Source organism: Streptomyces sp. NPDC058576, from assembly GCF_042718715.1.
GTDB lineage: Bacteria > Actinomycetota > Actinomycetes > Streptomycetales > Streptomycetaceae > Streptomyces.
On sequence record NZ_JBHXPF010000005.1, the window covers coordinates 159,250 to 178,715 of the forward strand.

Annotated in this window: 10 protein-coding genes; 7 read left to right on the forward strand and 3 right to left on the reverse strand. The window is 68.8% G+C overall.

The genetic code is table 11. The annotated features are described in order from the left end of the window. The first annotated feature begins 135 nt into the window (after positions 1–135). The 6 genes from ACFWRV_RS06165 to ACFWRV_RS06190 all read left to right on the forward strand — a co-directional run bounded on the left by ACFWRV_RS06165 (position 136) and on the right by ACFWRV_RS06190 (position 13,125). On the forward strand, positions 136–552 hold the full coding sequence (locus ACFWRV_RS06165) for a hypothetical protein (RefSeq protein ID WP_384328910.1): 417 nt from the start codon (positions 136–138) through the stop codon (positions 550–552). After that, entirely contained in the window at positions 549–4,319 is a 3,771-nt protein-coding gene (locus tag ACFWRV_RS06170) for an AAA domain-containing protein (protein WP_384328913.1), read from the forward strand. Before ACFWRV_RS06165 ends, ACFWRV_RS06170 begins: the two co-directional genes overlap by 4 nt. 136 nt (positions 4,320–4,455) lie before the next feature. Further along, complete coding sequence (locus ACFWRV_RS06175) at positions 4,456–6,162, forward strand: TIGR02677 family protein (RefSeq protein WP_384328916.1); 1,707 nt, start codon at positions 4,456–4,458, stop codon at positions 6,160–6,162. Then, positions 6,159–7,487, forward strand: a complete 1,329-nt coding sequence (locus ACFWRV_RS06180; protein ID WP_384328919.1) for a TIGR02678 family protein — start codon at positions 6,159–6,161, stop codon at positions 7,485–7,487. The genes ACFWRV_RS06175 and ACFWRV_RS06180 overlap by 4 nt, the downstream gene beginning before the upstream one ends. Continuing rightward, positions 7,484–11,731: a TIGR02680 family protein gene (locus ACFWRV_RS06185; RefSeq protein ID WP_384328922.1), complete on the forward strand. Its 4,248-nt coding sequence runs from the start codon at positions 7,484–7,486 to the stop codon at positions 11,729–11,731. Before ACFWRV_RS06180 ends, ACFWRV_RS06185 begins: the two co-directional genes overlap by 4 nt. Continuing rightward, complete coding sequence (locus ACFWRV_RS06190; protein WP_384328924.1) at positions 11,728–13,125, forward strand: TIGR02679 family protein; 1,398 nt, start codon at positions 11,728–11,730, stop codon at positions 13,123–13,125. The genes ACFWRV_RS06185 and ACFWRV_RS06190 overlap by 4 nt, the downstream gene beginning before the upstream one ends. Positions 13,126–13,411: 286 nt before the next feature. Here the strand turns inward: ACFWRV_RS06190 and ACFWRV_RS06195 are convergent, their stop codons facing one another. After that, positions 13,412–14,335: a calcium-binding protein gene (locus ACFWRV_RS06195; protein WP_384328927.1), complete on the reverse strand. Its 924-nt coding sequence runs from the start codon at positions 14,333–14,335 to the stop codon at positions 13,412–13,414. A 316-nt stretch (positions 14,336–14,651) separates the two neighbouring features. Further along, a complete protein-coding gene (locus ACFWRV_RS06200) occupies positions 14,652–15,869 on the reverse strand; it encodes a damage-control phosphatase ARMT1 family protein (RefSeq protein ID WP_384328930.1) in 1,218 nt (405 codons plus the stop codon). 327 nt (positions 15,870–16,196) lie between these two features. Between ACFWRV_RS06200 and ACFWRV_RS06205 the strand changes: the two genes are divergently transcribed. Further along, positions 16,197–18,044 (forward strand): DUF262 domain-containing protein, encoded by a 1,848-nt coding sequence (locus ACFWRV_RS06205; RefSeq protein ID WP_384328933.1) that lies wholly within the window; start codon positions 16,197–16,199, stop codon positions 18,042–18,044. Positions 18,045–18,073: 29 nt separating this feature from the next. On the opposite strand, the gene ACFWRV_RS06210 is transcribed toward ACFWRV_RS06205, so the two are convergent. After that, positions 18,074–19,423, reverse strand: coding sequence for a PIN-like domain-containing protein (locus ACFWRV_RS06210; RefSeq protein ID WP_384328936.1), 1,350 nt, complete (start codon positions 19,421–19,423; stop codon positions 18,074–18,076). Between the last annotated feature and the right edge of the window lie 43 nt (positions 19,424–19,466).

A 19,466-nucleotide genomic window follows, 5' to 3' on the forward strand; every position in this document is an offset into this window, starting at 1 on the left:
ACGACACGCCCCCGTACGCGGCCGTGGCCGGATGCCGCCCCTCTCCTCGACCAGGGCTGTCACCGACGGACGCCCTCGTGCCAAAGTCGCTGAACAGACCTGACCAGCAAAATAAGCGAAAGCAAGGAGCAGCGCATGCGCGACGGGGGATCGCCGTGGACACTCACCGTGCCCGCAGGCGGCGACACACTCCGGCAGGAACGCCTCACCCGGGACCTGCACGACAGCCTGCGGAGGACGGACGATCTCGTCGTCGGCTTCCATGACACCGCTGGGGCCACCGAAACGGGTCGTAAGGGCACCGGCGTGGGTGAGGTGGCTCTCTGGGCCGCCACCACCGCCGCCGTCGCCCGCCCGGCGTCCCAGATCCTGATCACGCTGATCAAGGAGTGGTGCGCCAAGGAGCGGCACCGCACGGTCGTGGTCACCGTCGGGGACGACTCCATCGAGATCACCGGGCGCCCGGACGCCGCGCAGGAGCGCTTGGTCCGGGAGTTCCAGCACCGGGTAACGGGCGACGACGGTCCCGAACCGGATGACGGCGCGGCGTGACCCGCCTCCACAAGCGCCGGGCTCTCCTGATCGGCAACGAGCACTACGACGACGGCCGCTTCTCGCCGCTGGCTTCCGTACAAGCGGACGTATGGGGGCTCGCCCAGGTCCTGAGGCACCACAAGATCGGCAACTTCGTCTCCATACAGACAGAATCCGATCTCGCCGCCGATGACATGCGGGCGGTCATCGGTGAGTTCCTCCAGGAGCGCGACGAGGACGAACTGGCGCTCGTGTACGTCTCCGGGCACGGTGTGCGCACCGTGCGTGACGGCGGCGAGTTCCATTTCGTCGCCAAGGACACCGACTACGACCGGGTGGCCGCGACCGGAGTCAGCGCCGGGTTCCTCAACGACGCGCTGGAGGAGTGCGTCGCGCCGCAGAAGATCGTGATGATCGACTGCTGCCGCAGCGGCGGGTTCGCCGTGGGTCTGCGCACGTCGGACCGGCAAGCTGACGGCTCCGTGGCCAAGTCGGGCGAGCAGCCCCCGCTGACGAGCAGGGGCGTGTACGTCCTGTCGTCCTCGCGGGCCGGGGAGGACTCGTACGCGGACGCGAGCGGCGGCGATGATGTGAAGCCGTCGGCGTTCACCGGCGAGGTCATCGAGGCGCTGCGCACGGGGAAGGTCAGCAAGGACGGCAGCAGCGCGGTGACGGTCAGCGACCTGTTCCACCACGTCAACCAGCGTATGCGCGCTCAAAGCGGCGGACGTCAGGTGCCGGTGCAGTCCACGCACGGCGTCGATGACCGCATCGTCGTCGCGGACAGCCCCTTCGGCCGGGCCCCCATCCTCGATCCTCTGAGTTCCCGACCCCGGGCAGTCGCCGGAGAAGCGGCACCGCCACACGCCGTGAAGTCCGCTCACGCAGAACCCACTTGGACCAACCTGCTGGACTACTACCGCGAGTGCGTCCTGGCCGAGAGCGCCGAGACACCTCTGATGGACGTGAGCCGTCAGGGCACGTCGTACGTGTGCCTGGACGGCGCGGAGAGGTTCATCTCCGGCGAGGTCGACGACGACGGCTGCGTCGCACTCCCCAAGGAAGCGGCCTCGCTGGTGGATTCAGCGGCCGAGGAGGACGCCGAGCTCTGGGCGGGATACCCGGCCGTGGTCCTCACCGGGCCCCGCACCGGACGCCCCTGGCGGCAGCCGAAGTTCGCGCCCCTGCTGGTACGCCGGGTCGAGATCGTCCAGGACGAGGGCGAGGTGCGGCTGAAGCCGTACGGTCCGGTCCTGCCTCATCCTCAGCTGGCGCACGACTGGCTGGGCGAGGATGAGGCGAACCAGCTCATCAACACGTTTCAGCCGTCCTGGCATCGAGGACAGCACGATCGCATGGCGGTCGAGGTACGGAACCTCCTCACCCAGGAGTTCGAGCTGCCGTGTGTGCAGGAGCTCCGTCCCGACCAGCTCGCCGACCGCATCGACGTCCGCACACCCGGCCACGGAGCCCGCAACACCGCGGTCCTGTTCGCGGCGCGCCCCCAGACAGGCTTCACGAAGAACCTCCTCAAAGACATCGCCGGCATCACCGAGCGGACGGACCAGATCGGGAAGACCGCCCTCGGTGCCCTCGCGCCCGATACCTCGCACCGTGCCTGGTCCCTCGCCCACACGGACCCCGAACCGGTGCGCCTCGTGACGCCGCTGCCCTGCAACGAGGCCCAGACCGCGGTTCTCCGGTCCGCCATGACCCGCCGCCTCACCGTGGCCACCGGCCCGCCCGGCACCGGCAAGAGCCAACTGGTCGCCAATCTCGTGGCCACGGCGATCGCGGCGGGCCAGACCGTGCTGGTCGCGTCCACCAACAACGATGCCGTGGACGAGGTCTGGCGCCGCTGCGACGAGCTGATGCCCGGCAGCGTCGTCCGCACCGGTTCGTCGCGGAAGAAGAACGGCAAGAGCAATGCGGAGCACGAGGCAGCCGCGCTCCACGCGCTGCGTACCGGTCCGGAGCCGTCCACCACCGTGGCTACGGCTTCTATGGCGACCGTGCTGGCCACCGACCGCCTGGCAGAGGTACGGCGGCAGCTGGCCCACATCGCCGAGACCGAGCTGCGGCTTCGCCAGGCAGGTGAGGCCCGCGCCCACCACGCGGAACAGCTCGGGATCACCGTCACCGAACTCCGGGACCTGCTCGGTGGCCCGCCCCGGCCGAGGGAGCTGGAGAACAAGGCACGCCGTCTCTCCCGCGCGCGGTTCCTCGGAACGTGGCGCCGGTCCCGTCTCCTGCGCAGGACCGGTCTGGAGGGGTACACGGGTGATCCCGCCGCGGGCTGCCTCGCGCTCGCCGGCTTCGCCTCGGCCCAGGCGGAATGGCGTGACGGGCGCGGGCACGCGGCCACGGTTGACGACATAGCGCTCGCGCGTGCCCTCCGCGATGCGGAGAGCACCGTCCAGGACGCTTCACGCACACTCCTCGCCGTCAAGGTCCAAGCCGCCGCCGGGGCCGGACGCCGCCGCATTCTGGACCTGTTGACGGCTCGGGACGGCAAGCACAGCGACTGGCCGCAGATGCGGAGGGTTCTGGGTCGCTCGGACGGCTCCACGGATGCGCCCGCGGTGGCCGGATGGGCTGTCACCAGTCTTTCCGCCCGGCGGTTTCCGCTGGGCCCGGCCCTGTTCGATCTCGTCGTTGTCGACGAGGCCAGCCAGTGCGCCATCCCTCATGTCCTGCCGCTGCTGTTCCGCGCGCGACGCGCTCTGGTCATCGGCGACCCCCTGCAGCTCACGCACATCACGAAGACCAGCCCGCACCGCGAGGCTGTCATCCGGCGCGGGAACGGGCTGCGGTCCGTCTGGCTGGACAAGCATCACCTCGCCTACCGGCGCCACTCCGCCTTCCACGCGGCCGAGCAGTCCGCGGGCGGCACCTTGCTTCTCGACGAGCACTTCCGCTGTCATCCGCACATCGCCGCGATCTCCAACGAACTCTTCTACGACGGTGGGCTGACCGTTCTCACCGACACCCGTGGCCGTCCCGCTCTGGCCCGCCGCCCGGCCGTCATCTGGACGGATGTGACCGGGCGGGCCGCCCACCCTCCCTTCGGTGGCTCCTGGGTCAACGAGGACGAGATCCGCAAAGTGCACGAAAGTGTCCGCTATCTGCTGGAGCAGCTCCCGCCCGAGGCCACCGTCGGCGTCGTCACGCCCTTCGCGCCTCAGGCCGAAGCGCTGCGGAAGCGGCTGCGACCGTATGACGAGGAACGCCTGCGCGTCGGCACGGTACACACCTTCCAGGGCGGCGAACGCGACGTCATGGTGTTCTCGCTCGTAGCCGGCCAAGGCATGCACCCGGGCGCCGTCGAGTGGGTCGCTGGGCAGCTGAACCTGTGGAACGTCGCCATCACCCGGGCCCGCAGTCACCTCATCGTGGTGGGAGACAAGGGGCTCTGGCGGCAGCGAGGGGGCGTGGGCGCCGCGCTGCTGGAGGCTTCGGAGCGGGACGGCGTAGACCCGGGTGGCGGGGCCGAGGACGTGCTGCTCAAACGCCTGTACCTGGCCCTCTCCTGCACGGAGGGAGCCACCGTCACGCTGGGCGAGACCGTTCACGGACATGCTGCGGACGCCTTGGTGCGAGGCGTCGACGGGGCCGTCCCCCAAGCCGTGCTTTTCGATCGCGGAGTGGAAGACGACGGTGACGCGGCACGCCACCTCCGGCTCATGCTGCATCGCCGGAACCTGCTGGGCGGTGGTGACGGCGAAGCCGAAGCGGCGCGTTGGCCGGCCTGGCGGCTGTACGACACCGACGAGCAGCGGGGATAACCTTCTGCCCCCTGCGAAGTCGACTCGCTCCGTACGCCCCGGCTCCAGCGTGCCCGAGGCCGATGCGCCGGTTGCCCGGAGGTCAGTTCCGGCCACCCCGCACCGCCTGTCGGACCCTCCACGTAGCCTCGCGGACATGGAGGAACCCGCACCTGGCACACCGCCGGAATCCGGCGACGCGCCTTCGGCTCTTGACGCCGAGGAGACCCGCCGCCGCCTCGACGCGTACGCGTACCTCAGTGCACCGGAGCGGCTGGAATACCTCGCGATCATGCGGGTCTTCTGCGGCACGCTCCTGGCTGACCTGGCCGTCCCGGACGTGATGACGAAGCTGCGCGAGGGCGGCGGGCCCGCCGCCGGGCTCGACGCCGATCCCCTCACGGCACGGCTGGAGCAGCTGGTGAAGTGGGGGAACCTGCTGCGCGGCAGCCACACCGTGAAGGCGTCCAGCATCACCGAGTACCAGCGTTCCCGCGCCCGCTACCAGTTGTCGCGACTGGGCGAGCGCGTCCAGCGGAACGCCGACGGGGTGCTGGCCGAGGCCGACGCCGCCCGTGAGGTGAGCAACGAACTGCTGGCGCTCGTCGAGCGGGGGCTGCGGGAGCTGGCCGAGCTCGTCGCCGAACCGGGCGGCATCGCCCCGCAGGACGGGCTGGAGCGGGTCAGCACGTTGTTCGTACAGTTCACCGGGTTCGCGGACTCCGTCCGGGACTTCTACGCCTACCTCGGCCAGGTGCTCACCCGGTACGACCTGGACAGCGGCGAGTACCAGGGCTTCAAGGAACTCCTCCTGGACTACGTCGAGGCCATCACGGAGGACGTGTCCTTCCGCGCCCCCCGCATCTCGGCGGCCCTGGACGCGCTCTGGCCCCACCTACCCGGCCTGTTGGAGCAGCTGGACGCTCACGCGCAGGGGCTCGCCGGGCTTCCGGCGCAGAGCGAGAGCCGTACGGAGACCCGCGTACAGCGCAGCCGGGGTCGTGAGCTAGCGGACTGGGAGGGGCTGCGGGGTTGGTTCAGGGACACCGACGGGCAGGGCAGCCAGGTCGACCAGCTGCGCGACGCCACGCTGCGGGCTCTTCAGTCGCTGCTGGCCAACGCCAAGCGGATGCTGCGCTCGGCCACCGGTGAGATGTCGCGGCGCCGGGACCTGTTGCGGCTGGCCCGGTGGTTCGACGAGGCCGCGCCGCAGGACGCGCACGACATCGCCGTCGCCGCCTTCGGGCTGTACGGCGCGCGCCACCTGGGCATACCGCCCGCCGCGGACGAGGTGGTGCCCGCCTACACCAGCTGGTGGACGGGACCTGTGGTCGAGGTACCGGTCGCGCTGCGCGAGAGGGGCAGCCGCGCCCAGCGAGGCCGGACGGCGTCGGTGGAGGACCATTCCGCGCAGAAGGAACGGCTGCGGGAGGCGGCGCGTCAGCGGGGAGCGGACAGAAGCGCCGCGGGGGACGAGCTGTGCAGCGCGTCCGGCCGTTTCGACGGCGTACGGCTCACTTCGGCGGCGCTCAGCCTGCTCCTGGAGCTGCTGGCCACGGCGCTCGGGAACGCGCAGCTCAGGCGGCGCGCCGAGGCGGACGAGCGAGAGGAGCGGGGCTTCGGGCTGGACGCCGCGTGGAGCGAGGACGCCGATCTGGGCGTCCGGCTCACGGTGCACCGTACGACGGGAGCGCGCACGCTTCTCCGCTCGGCCGACGGGGATCTGCTGCTGGACGACCTGGAGCTGCTGGTCCACAGGACGTCCGCCGCGGCGGACGGAGCGGAGCCGACCGGGGGCGAGGTCCTTTCCACGCAGCCGCACAGTACGCCCGCCGGCGGTATGGAGGAGGTGAGCGTGTCATGACGCTTCCCTCCGCCCACGACGTGGCTCTGGCCACCGAACGCCGCACCGCGGCAAGGCTGTTGCTCGCCCACCCGCTGGTCACATCGGACGGCCCGCACGCCGACCTCTTTCCGCTGGTCCGCAGGCACGCCGACTGGCTGGGCGGCCGGTTCCAGCAAGTGCTTGGCTACCGCCTCCTGGTCGATAGCTCCTATGCCCGGCTGTTCAAGGCCGGGCTCGGAGCACGGTCGGGGCACCGGCTCGTACGGTCCACCGGCACGCCCTTCACCCCGCACACCTACGCCTGTCTGGCTCTGGCCCTGTCGGTGCTGGTCACCGCGCCGGAGCAGTTGTTGTTGTCTCAGCTCGTCGCCGACATCCGGGCCGCGGCGGCCGACGCGGACGTCGCGCTGGAGGAGACTGGACGGGCGGCCGGTAAGCGGACGCTGGTCGCGGCTCTGCGGCAGCTCGTCGAGTGGGGTGTCCTAATCGAGACCCACGGCCATGTGGGCGTCATCGCCCAGGAGGCCGACGGGGAGGCGCTGATCACGGTCGACCGGGAGCTCGCCCGCGTCATCGTGGCCGGACCGCTCGCCCAGTCGCGGGACGGCGCCAACCTGGTCCGGCGGGCGGCGGACCCGGGGTTCGGAGGGCCGCGCACCTACGTGCGCCGGATGCTCGTCGAGACCCCTGTCGTCCACCTCGACGAACTGACCGCCACCGAACGCGACTGGCTCCGCACTCGCCAGCGCCGGGAGGCTCAGGCGTTCCTCGAACTTCTGGGTCTGGAGACGGAGATCCGCGCCGAGGGAGTGGCCCTGGTCGACCCCGAGGAGGAGCTGACCGATCTCCACCTGCCCGGGACGGGGACCGTCGCCCAGGCCGCGTTGCTGCTGGTGGAACGGCTAGTGGAGCGGCTCCGCCCGGCGGAGCCCGGACACCCCGCGACCGGCGGTGTCCTCGTCGTCGGGGTCGCCGTTCCGGACGGTGCGGTGGATGAGCTTCTAGCCGAGCTGGTCGTCGAGTACGGGCAGCGCAGCAACTGGCTGCGTGGTTACCTCGAAGACCCCGATGCCCTGCGCGAAGCCGTGCTGGACCTGCTCTCCCGTATGCGCTTGATCGCCCCTGCCGGCCCGCTGCGATCCGAGGGAGCGGGGCTGCCGGAGGCGTACGCGGGCGAACTGCCGGAAGGCCGCCAGGTCACCGACGTCCGCGCGGCCAGGCCCGGTGGCAGCGAGGGCTGGATCCTACTGGCCTCAGCAGCCCGATACGCCACCCGCGTCACCGTGCGGACGGCCGGCGGACGGCCCGGTTCCACCGACAAACAGCAGGAGTTGCCGCTATGACCGCCGATGCCCGTGGTCTCGTTCCGCTTCCGCGTTCAGGTCACGCACCGACGGCGAGCACCCGCTTCCGGCTGCACCGGGCGGGCATCCAGAACGTCTGGCAGTACGACGAGCAGGAGTTCGCCTTCGGTGACGGGCGGCTGCTGCTGCGCGGCAAGAACGGGGCGGGCAAGTCCAAGGCTCTGGAGATGTTGCTCCCGTACCTCCTGGACGGCGACTCCCGGGCCCTCGATGCCACCGGCACCGGGCGGACGACGCTCGCCTGGCTGATGCTGGACGGCTTCGAGCAGACCAACCGCCTCGGCTATCTGTGGGTGGAGTTCCGAGGGACGGACGAGGCCGGCGACCACCACTGTCTGACACTCGGCGCCGCGATCCGCGCCTCGAAGTCGGCGCAGAAGGCGGTGCCGACCTTCTTCGTCACCCCGCTGCGCGTCGGCGAGGACCTGCACCTGGTCGAGGCGGGCAAACCCCTTGCCGTCGACCAGCTCAAGGAGATCGTCGGCTCCGGCAACACGACGGACCGAGCGGTCGAACACCGTGCCCGCGTGGCCCGGGACCTCTTCGGGATCACGGACGCGACGCGCTACCGCAACCTCACCCAGCTCCTGCACCGGCTACGGCGGCCCACGGTCGGGGACCGCATCGAGCACGGCGGTCTGGCCGTCATGCTGAGTGAGACCCTGCCCGGACTCGACGAGGACGTGGTCGAGAAGGTAGCGCGCAACCTCCACGATCTGGACACCGTGCGGGCCGAACTGGGGCGCCTGGAGCGTACCGACGCGGCCTTGCGCACCTTCCTTTCCGACTACCGCCGCTACCTCGCCGGGGTCCTGCGTTCCTCGGCGCGGGACGTGAGCCGGGAACTGGACACTCTCTCCGAACGCCGCCGGAAGGCCGGGGACGCCGCGCAGCACACGAGCGTCCTGAAGGAGCGCGAGAAGGAATCGGAGGAGGGGCTGAGAAAACTCCGTGAGGAGGAGGAGTCCGCCCGGACGGAACTCGCCGCTCTGCACGACAGCCACGCCTACCGCAGCCTGCGCGAGCTGTCGGAGCGCCGCAGCACGGTGGAGGCTCTGCACACCACGGCAATGACCGCCTTCGCCGCGTTGCGCGGCGCGCACGAGGCGGAGGAGAGCGCGGCCGAACGGCTGGACGAGGGCGGCGAGGAGTTGGGCACCCGACTCACCGAACTGGCCACGGAGCACCGGGAACTACTGGTCCAGGCGGAGCGGGCGGTACTTCCCGCCGCGCATCTCGGCGAGGCGGTCGCTCCGCCGCGCATCGTCCGTTCCTCGTCGACACAGACGGAGCTGACCAGCCCGGACGGGGAACCGCAGACCGTACGGCACCGACCGGTGGTGCGCGTGGACATGGCGACGACGGAGGCCGGCCTGCGGTCCTGGCAGGGGCAGCTGGGATCCGCCAAGACCGTCGTACGGAACCGACAGCGGATGGTCCAGGAGGTGGCCCGCCTCTCCTCGCGGGCCGACGAGGCGCGAGGCAGTGCGGTGCGGGCCGACGAGGCGCGGGAACGGCTGGAGGGCGAGGCGGAGGAGGCCGCTGACCGTCTCGAAGTCAGCCGTCAGAAAGTCGCTGAGGAGAGCCGGGAGTACGCCGACGAGGTCGCCGTGTGGGTGCGCGAGACGCGGACCGCAGCAGGGCCCGAGTGCCCGCCGCTGGATGCCGTCCTCTCGGAAGTGGCCTGCGCGGCCGACTCCTACGCGCCGTTCTCATCCCGCACGCTCCCGGTCGGCATCGACACCCACGCGCGACAGACGGCACACCTGGCTCTTGAGCCGTACGCAGACACCCTCACCCGGCACCGCGACACCCTGGCGGTCGGCGTCGGCCGACTCGGCGAGGAGATCGACCGCCTGACGGAGGAGAGGCAGGCTTGGGAACGCCGTACGGACCCGGAGCCTCCGGCTCCGTACTACCGAAGCGCGCTGCGAGACCCGGCCAACGGCACACCCTTCTACAGGTTGGTGAACTTCGCCGAGCACCTGACCTCCGCCAACCGGGCCGGTCTGGAGGCTGCACTGGAGGCGAGTGGCATTCTCGACGCGTGGGTCAGCACGGGCGGCGCCCTTCTCGAACCGCTCTCCGGGGACGCCCTTCTCGATGCGGATCCGGCCCACGACCCGTTGCCGGTGGCGCAGACCCTCGCCTCGGCCCTGCGCCCGGTCGCACAGCCGGAAAGTGGCATCACATCCGAGCAGGTGGAGCACCTGCTGTCAGCCATCGTGCTCGCACCGGCCGCGGGGACGACGGCCGCGAGTGCGGTCCACTTCGACGGTAGCTGGCGGCTGGGAGCCCTCCGAGGGCAGCACCACAAGAGCATCGCCGAGTACGTGGGCGCAGCAGTGCGGGCCGAGACCCGGCGACGGGCACTGGCCGAGCTGGAAGACCGGCTCGGGCAGACGGAACGACAGTTGGCCGAAGCCCGTACCGAGCTCGCCGCAGCCGATTCCCGGCGACGGGCCCTCACGCAAGCGGAACGCGACTTCCCACGGGCGCAGCGGCTCTCCGACTCCTGGAACACGCATGCTTCGGAGGAGAGGACGGCGCAAGCGCTCTCCGCCAAGGCGACCGAGGCAGCGCGCCAGGCGGAGGAGGCACGCGCTCTGGCTGTTTCGACGCGCTCCGAGGCGGACGCCACCGCGACCGCCCATGACCTGCCCACCGACACCGTCGCACTGGACCGCGTACACACCGCGCTGGCCTCGCTGCTCACCGGCGTCGGCCACCTGCGCAGGGCGGTCAACGGTACGGTCGCCCGGCTCGGCGGAAGTCAGGCGGACGACCGGCGGTACGCGCAAGCCCGCGAGAAGCGGACGGAGGCGGAAGAGGGCTACCGGCTTCGCCGCCGGCAACTACACACCGCGCAGCAGGATCTGCGGACCCGGGAGGCCACTGTCGGATCGTCCGAGGAGAAGATCCTCGCCGACGAACAGGCAGCCAAGGACCGTATCGCGAACGCCGTGAGGGCCATCCCGGCGAGAGAGCGCGACCACAACGGACTGCGCGACCAACGTGTGCGGGCGGAGGAGAGGGAGGAACGCCTACGCGAGGAACTGGCGGACCAGCAAGCAGCCGTGATCGAGACCGGCCGCGCTCTGCGCGGCGCTCTCAGCCGTCCGGAAGTCGTCATCGGAGCGGGGTTGGATCGTGCGTCTCTCCCCGATCAGATACCGGACGACCCGGGCTCCAACGCACGCGACCGCCTGCGCGCACTGCGGGCACTGGCGGAAGCGGTGGATCGGAGTCTCGGCCGTAACCGGGAAGAGGTGTCCGACAGCCTTCTCCTCAAACGGCACACAACGCTGCGCGATCAACTGGCGGGCGGCTACGACGCACAGCTCGACGAACACGACGGGATCAAGGTGTGCCGCCTGCTCGACGACCACGGTTCGCACGACGTCGCGGTCGTGGGCGAGCGGATCGCCGTGGAGGCCGCCGAGGCGAGAGGACGGCTCACCGAACGCGAGAGCGACGTGTTCCAGCGCTTCCTGACCGGCGAGCTCGGCGACCACCTCTCCACGCAGGTCATCACGGCGGCCAACCTGGTCTCGGCACTCAACGACACGCTGAAGACCGTACGGACCTCGCACGGCCTCGGCGTGGAACTCCTCTGGAAACTCAACGAGGACGCCGACGCCGACGTGCGGGTGGCCGTCGAACTGCTGCGCAGCCCGTCGAGCCTCCGGACGCGCGAGCAGACCGAGCAGCTCCGCGACGTACTGCAACGCCGCATCGAGGACGCCCGCCGCGCCGACCCGTCTGCCGGCTACACCGCCCACCTCCGCAGCGCGCTCGACTACCGCTCCTGGTTCACCTTCCACACCTTCGTAGTCGAGGACGCCGCCCCCGGGCGCAGAAGGAAGCTGACCGGCCGCACCGGCCTGAGCCAGGGAGAGCAGCGGGTGCTCTCGTACCTCGTGCTTTTCGCCGCCGCTTCCGCCCACTTCACCAGCCTCGCCGACTCAGCCCCGCAGGCGCCCCGGCTGATCCTCCTGGATGACGCCTTCGCCAAGGTCGACGAACCCACGCATGGGCGCCTGGGCCGCATCCTGGTCGATCTGGATCTCGACTTCGTTCTCACGAGCGAGCGCCTGATGGGCAATTGGGCCGAGGTGCCCTCCCTGCACATCTACGAGTGCCTACGCGACCCTCATGTACGCGGAGTGGCCACGTTGCACTACACGTGGAACGGTCGCCACCGGCGGCTGGCGTCGGTATGAGCGCCCTACCGCCCGCCACGCGCGATTGGTTGGCAGGTCCCGGTCTCGTCCGGCTCTGGAACGCGGCACGCAAACGGCTGGAGAGCAACGGGGCGCAGTCCATCGGCTCCCTCCGACTCACAACGGTGAGTTCCCAGGAGCGGAACGACCTGTCGCTCCTGCTGGGCAAGCCTCTCACAAGTACAGCGGCAACGGTGAGGCTCGACGTGCTCGACGAACGCCTGCGGACCTCGGCCGCGGGTCTCGGGCTCAGGCAGGTCCTGGAGGAACTCGGCCCTCCGCTCGTCGATCGCCGTGCGGCCCGCGAGGAGAACGCGGCGGAACGGCAGCGTGTCTGGGCCGCGCTCGCCTCGTCCCTCGACTCGTCGCCGCTGGCAGGGCTGGAGTGGGTGCAGCAGTGGTCGGATGTGCTGCGCCGCACCGGCGTCCCGAAAGGCGTGACACCGGAAGCAGCCGTACGGACGCTTCAGCAGGCCGTCCAAGTACTCGGCGTGCTGCTCGACCCGCACCGTGCCGACGCACGGGGCCGCGGCGAGCTGGCCGCGTCGACGACCGGTTCGGCACACGGTCTTGACGACGGCACCTGGCTCGCCCGCCTCGTCCAGCGCGGCATCGCCCTGGCCCACGGCACGGACCTTCCGGGCGACGCGGCCGGCCGACGGGCACTGTGGCGGCTGGTCTCAGTCACACCGGACGAGGTCTCCAGTACCGTGCTGACGTACGGCCTCCGGCCCCTCGGCGAGGACTGGCGCGCGAGGTCACTGCGGGAGCGGGCCGTACACCATGCGGAGACCCACCTGACCTCCCGGGACCTGCTCGACGTGCGGCTTCACCTGCCCGCCGGATCTGTCGTCCACATCTGCGAGAACCCACGTGTGGTGGAGGCCGCAGCGGAGGCAGGCTGCTCGCAACCCCTGGTCTGCACCTCCGGCAGTGCCGCGACGGTGGTCCTCACCCTTCTGGACATTCTCGCCTCCACCGACTGCCGCTTCGCTTACCACGGTGACTTCGACTGGCCGGGCATCGCTCTGGCAAACCGGATCATGCGCCGTTACGGAGCCCGACCTTGGCGCATGGGCGCTGACGACTATGAGCACCTGGCCACTCGCAGCCAGGCCGAAGGGATTCCCCAGCTGCCGCTGGTCGGTGAGCCCGTCAGCGCGGTGTGGGATGCGGGTCTCGCCCCTGCTATGGCAGCGCTTGGGGTGGCGCTCCATGAGGAGGCAACGCTTGACCTGCTGGTGAACGATCTGTGGGGTCCCCCGTTGGGAGACAAGGTGCCCGACCTAGCTCGGTCCCGCTCACGCCGCCAATTCCTGGGAGCCATCTGGGAGCCAACCCGCTCCCCAAGCCCCTTCGGGACCACCCGAGACCACGACAGACCGACGCCCTGACCAGGGCAAACGTCATCGGCGCTGGCAAGATCAGTATCCGACCCTCATTCGGGACGAAGAGGTCGTGGGTTCAAATCCCGCCACCCCGACAGCTGAAATAGCAGGTCAGAGGGCCCAGTGTGTAAGTTGCACTGGGCCCTCTGACGTTGCCGGGGCCACGAGGGCCGGCCCAGCTCCCCGTGTGATCGCGGGACGGAGCTGCTTGCTGGATCCGCAGGCCGACCAGCACCGAGAGGCGTACGGGTCCGTCACCCCGTGACCCGGTGTGGTCAGCCAGGTCAGCGGGTCAGCGCACGTCCACGCAGTCACCGGTGCCGGTGACCGGCGGCGTCGTGGAGGTGCCCTCGAACTTGTAGCGGTAGCAGCGGTCGGTGGTGGCGGTGCGCGTCTTCTTCTCGACGCCCGCCTGGCTGCCGGTGCCGGTGGAGTGGCTGCTGGTGGTGGCGTACGAGCCGGTCAGCGAACGCTCCTGGAGGCGGACGGTCTGCTGGGTGTAGCCCGCGTACTTGTAGGTGTCCCAGTTGGCGCGCTCCAGCTTGCCGGTGATCGTGATCGTCTTGCCCTTGGCGACGGGCTCGGGGGCCGCGTTGTTGCTCAGCCGGGACCAGCGCTTGAGGTACCAGGTCTTGGCGTTGTCGGTGCGCACGTCGGTGGCCGCGTCGGTGATTGCATAGAGGGAGGTCTTCCAGGCTCCGGCGTCCTCGTTCTTCAGGTCGTCCCGGGGGTCGATCTTGAAGGTGGCCGTGCAGCTGAACGTGGCGTCACCGGACCGGACGCAGGGGTCGATGTCCGCATCGAACTGCTCGGAGTTGATGAACTGCTTCAGTCCGCCGTCGCGGTCGGTGCCGCGCCAGAGCGCCGCGTGGCTGCCGTAGAGCGTCGACCCGCCGCTGAGCGTCCACTTCACGGTGATCGTCTGCGTGTTCGTCGTCCCGACGCTGGCGCTGTTGCCGCCGTTGACGGTGATGGCGGAGACGACGGTGGAGTCGGCAGTGCGCGCGGCCAGGGGCTTGGGCGCGTCGGTCTTCGCCGCCGACGCCTGGGCCGCCGCGGCCTTGCTCTGCTCCAGCGCCTCGGCCGCACCGGTCCCCTCCGCCATCGCGGACGGTGTGACGAGCAGGCCGACGGCGAGCCCGGAGGCGGCCAGTGCGCTGACGCCCAGAACCAGCTTCTTGCCGGACGTCAACTTACTGCGGGAGTGCTGGGACAAGAGGAGTCTCCGTTATCGACTATCGACGGGCGGATGCAGGTCGCGAACGGGCGGACCTGAGATCGCGCACGGCCACAGCGACCGCACAGTCTTGATCGCCGATGAAGCGAAAGGGTTGTACGCGCGCGACAGTTGAGGCTCGTGAGGTTGGGGGCGGTGTCGAGTCGTGGAAGAGTCTTGTCACTGGGCGCGGCGTCCGCGGTGCGACGCATGCCCTCCGCGCGGCTTCGGACCACCGATCCTGCCGGATCCCGGCGGGGCCGGCCACCACGAACCGAGCGCTTCGACAGTCGCCGCATTGCGCCACTCGCCCGCCCTACCTCCGCACCTGAATCAGCGCGTGGGTGCCACTGGTACGCCAGACATCCCCGGATCGTTCGAGAGCGTCCACCGTTCCCTCCTCCAGCCCGACGATCACGTCGGACTTCAGGGTCCGGAGCGCCACGACGGACCCTGGGAAGTACGAGGTGAGATCTGCGAAGGACGCAGTGGCGTCCCACAACTGGTCACCCACCAGGCGACGGTAGTTGAGGTCGCCCTTCAGGACGGTGAGCGCAGCACTCTCGAACTCGCCGCGAAGGTCCTCGGGCATCTCCCCGTACGGCTGCGGAGCGCAGAAGAAGGGGTGGGTGCGGACCACCAGGTTTCCTGCCGTCATGGCCTTCCACAGTCGGCCGCCGATCCGGCCGGCTTCGTCCGGCACCTCGATGAGGCGACGGAGGCAGTCGACGACGTCAGCCGTCATAGCGTCGGAGACGTAGTAGGGGTAGGGCTTCACGTGCAGCACGACCCGGTCGGCATGCCGCTGTTCGAGGAGGTGGTCGATGAGGATCAGGTCGGGGATCAGCTCTCGACCCGCGTTGTCCGCCACGACGGCGACCGTAGAGCCGGCTCCGACCGGCAGGAGCTGCCACAGCAGGACGCTGTCGTCGGCGACCAACGCAGGGGCGGCGGCCGCTCCGGCCTCAGGCTCCCCCGCCGCGACGCGGAAGCCGAGGTCCGCGCGGTTGCCCCAGAGCGAGGCGTGGAGCAGGGCCGTGGCCCGCTCCTCGGCCGGCACGTTCGCGAGCGCGTCCAGGGCGCGCAGCTCCTCTTCCACCGCGTCGCCTCCCAGTTCGGCCTTCTTGAACGGCTCGAAAGGGTCGACGCCCTGCCATGGGCCGGAGCCGAAGTACCCGACCGCACCGAGGAGCCTGCGGTAGAAGTAGCTCTCGGCCCACAGGAAGGGGGCGTCGTACCAGGAACGGCCGAAGTACTCCTGCCCCGAGACCACCCAGCGCTCGTGGTCACGTTCCGCAGGGGAAAGCGGTTCGACAACACCCTTGGTGATCTCGTCCAGCAGGGCGTCGAGGGACTCTTGCTGGCGCCCGCCGTACGGGAACGCGTCCCGCACCTGCTGGATGAGAGCAGGGTGGCGCTTGGCCAGCACACCCCAGGCGAACGAACCGGGCTCGTTGCTCAGGATGACCGGAGCATCCGGCGTTGAGGCGCGAGCTGCGTCTTCACCCGAGGCGCGGGAGGTCTTCTCCGTCATGGTTTCCAAGCCCTTCGATTCTCGCTCATGTGTCCGTGATGCTCAGAGCTATGAAGCCCGCCGCGCTTCCCAACGGCACTTCGCCCGTACCGGGTGCGACGGCCGCGCAGAGCAGTAGGGTGTCCACCCTGACCTTGGCGTTCTGCCGCTGCTCTCTGAGCGACCAGGGCCGCACCGTTCCGTCCGCCGCGGGCGGAACCACGACACCGTGCCGCCGGCCGCCGCACTTTCGGTCTTAATTCCGCAGAAGTTCTCGGATCAGGCTGATCAGCCCTGGCGAAGATCGCTACGGTAATGGCCTGGACGCTACGGGAGGGACCCCAATCCATGAGAGCGGACACGGTCGACCTGCGGCGGATCTTCGGCAGGGATGTGCGCTATACGGTGCCGCTCTTCCAGAGACCGTACGTGTGGAACCAGGATGACAACTGGTCGGCCCTGTGGGAGGACATCCGCCGCACCGCCGAGCGGGCCGAGCAGGCGGCACCGACCGGAGAGACTGTGGCGCCGCACTTCCTCGGGGCGGTTGTTTTCGACGAGACCCCATACCTCTCATCGAGCCTGGAGACGCGGCAGGTCATCGACGGGCAGCAGAGGCTGACAACGCTGCAGTTTTTCCTGTTCGCGGCCCGCCTGGTGGCGGCGACTCTCAACCACGAGCGCTCCGTGCGCCTGCTGAGCAAGTTCCTGGAGAACGACGAAGACCTGTTCGACCGCGCCCAGCATCCCGACCATCTGTACAAGGTCTGGCCGACCAATGCGGACCGTAACGAGTTCCGGGCCGTCATGCTCGGCCAAAAAGGGGGAGGACGGCTCGCTGAAGCCGTCGCGTACTTCGAGCGGGAGATCGACGCCTGGCTGGCGGAAGCAGCCGAGCCGCAGGAGCGGCTGGCGATGCTCGTGCATGCGCTGCGGGAACAACTGCGTCTGGTCATCATCGACCTGGAGGAGCACGACGACGCTCAGGTCGTCTTCGAGACTCTGAACAGCCGGGGTACACCGCTGGAGCACGCAGATCTGATCAAAAACCTGCTGTTCCGCGACGCCGAGCGTGCCGGAGCGGATGTCGACCGGCTCTACAAAACGTACTGGGCACCCTTCGACCAGGACGAATGGCGCGTGGAACAGACGACAGGCCGCATCACGCGGAGCCGACTCGATGTGTTCCTGACGTACTGGCTGACGATGCGCACGCGGCGCGAGTTCACAGCCTCCGCCTTGTTCAAGGAGTTCGAGCGCTGGCTGCACTCGGCATCCCTTCCTACGGAAGACGTCTTTGCCGAGCTGAGGCGATACGCCAAGATTTACGATCTCATCGACGACCATCCCCTGCAGGGCGTCGAGGGAAGGTTCCTGTATCGGATGAAGGTTCTTCAGACCTCCACGCCGATGCCCCTGCTCCTCTTCCTCTACGGCTTGGACAAGTCAGTCCTGTCACCGCCCCGTCGCCAGCGGGCCGTCAAGGCCATCGACAGCTTCCTCGTTCGACGGGCGGTGCTCAATCTCAGTACCCGCGACTACAACAACATCTTTCGTGAACTCGTCGCGGCTGTGGCCCGTCACCCCGACCACGCTGATGAAGCCGTCATCGAGGCCCTTTCGGCGATGCAAGGCCACCACCGTCATTGGCCGAGCGACTCCGATTTCCGTATGTCATTGGAACAGGATCCCCTCTACTCCCGCCTGGTCAGGCGCAGCGTACGTATCCTCCTGGAAGCACTGGAGGACGAATTGCGCACCGACCACACCGAACAGCTCACCGTCCCCATCGGCGAACAGGTCGGAGCGAAGCTGACCATCGAGCACGTCATGCCGCAGAGCTGGCGAGACAACTGGCCCCCCTATGAGAACGATATGTCCGAGGGGGCCGACCGCGATGAACTGGTTCACACACTCGGCAACCTGACCTTGGTCACAGCCCGCCTGAATCCCACTCTGGGCAACATGGCCTGGGAGAACAAGCGACAGTGGCTCGGCAGGCACAGCTTGCTACGCCTCACGCACGGCACTTTGCTCAGTGCTCCGCCGAACACTGACATCAGCGACTGGGCAACCACCTGGGACGAGCATCGAATCCGTAGGCGGGGCACGTACCTGGCCTCACTCTCCTTGGGCATCTGGCCGCATGCCGAAGATCTACGCGCCGATCCGTTGTCTGCGGAGCAGGGAAAATAGACAACGCTTGTGAACAGCACTGTCATTTCTCACTTGGTCCCCTCATCGTCGAAGTAGATCCTCTGGGCGATCGAACGCAATAGAGGCACTGCCTCCTGGGCAACGCGGAAGCCACTCGCCGAGACCGCGTCGAACTCGGGGTCGTAGACGGCGACGAGCAGCCGTTCGGCGTCTCCGACCGGAATTCCCTGCTCCTGGAGCCTCTTCGCAGCTGTCTTCACCGGTCGCGTGAATCCGCGAAGCATCCGAGTCTCCTCGTATCCGCCGATCTCGTACACAGTGGCGCGACTGACGAATCCGTCATTCTGAGCAGCATCGAGCAAAGCATACGCTTGCACATTCGCCTGACCGAGAAGCAGATCCACCAGAGCTTCGAGCGCCTCTGCCGTCCACTCCTGCTCTGCACTGGCCTTGGACGTCTGCAGTTGCTCCAAATCAAGGACGGAGGAACTCTCCACCTCTAGTGCGAGCACTTGTCGAGCCTGTTCGAGTAGGCCGCTGGGTTGCAGCATGAAGAGACGGTGGCCGGTGCGGCGATGCATCTCCTGAACCAGTTCGGAGCGAGGGCGCGCGGGAATGCTTCCGCTTCTCTGCTTCCACCAATCCTCTTTGCTGTCCCCTGTCACGAACAGCACTTCGGTCCCCAGACGCTCGGCTTCCATGAGTGTCTGCTCCCAGACCAGGTAGTCCCCCGCCGCCTGTTCATCGGGCTTGCTCTTGAAGTCCTCGTATCCGGGTGGCTCTTCAGCCTGCCCGCGTCGCTTGGCCTCCTGCAGCGCATTCGCATACTTCTGCTGGTCGAGAGGCGGACCAATCCGACCTTGGAGGATCGGATCCAGCAGAGCCAGTACGGGGTCGGCGTTCGTATCGGTCGCATCGGCGATGGCGTCCGCGTCGGCTTGGCCTTCTATCAGTGACTGAAGAGTGAGGAGCACCTCACCAAGTTGCCCGCGGTGCCTGCTGATCGCGCTGTTGATCTCCGAATCGTCTCCGACATGCACTTGCTTCAACCACCGGTCGAGCGCGTCACTCGCAGACTTTCCGGTCTTGGCAAGAGCAGCGCAGACCTCCAGGGCTCGGGCTTTGTGGTGGCCGAGAACGGAGTTCTGTTCTCGATTTCGCCAGAACTCGACAAGTACCTGATGGGGAACCCAGAGACGCTCACGCAACCTGTCCAGGACCGTCAGCAGATCGTCGCGTGTCCGCTGATTCGACCGGTACAAGGTCAGCAGCACGTTGGTGTCGACGACCACCAGCCCAGAACTGAAGAGACGCTGGTAGTCCTCCGTAGAGGGCGTTCGGTACTCCGCGAAACCATCGAAGATGCCCCGCGATTTCAGCGAACCGTCTCCACCCGAAGAACTTGCTGCGCCATCCATAGCCGATGCCCCCTCCCGGATCGGCGGGAATGTCCGACCCACC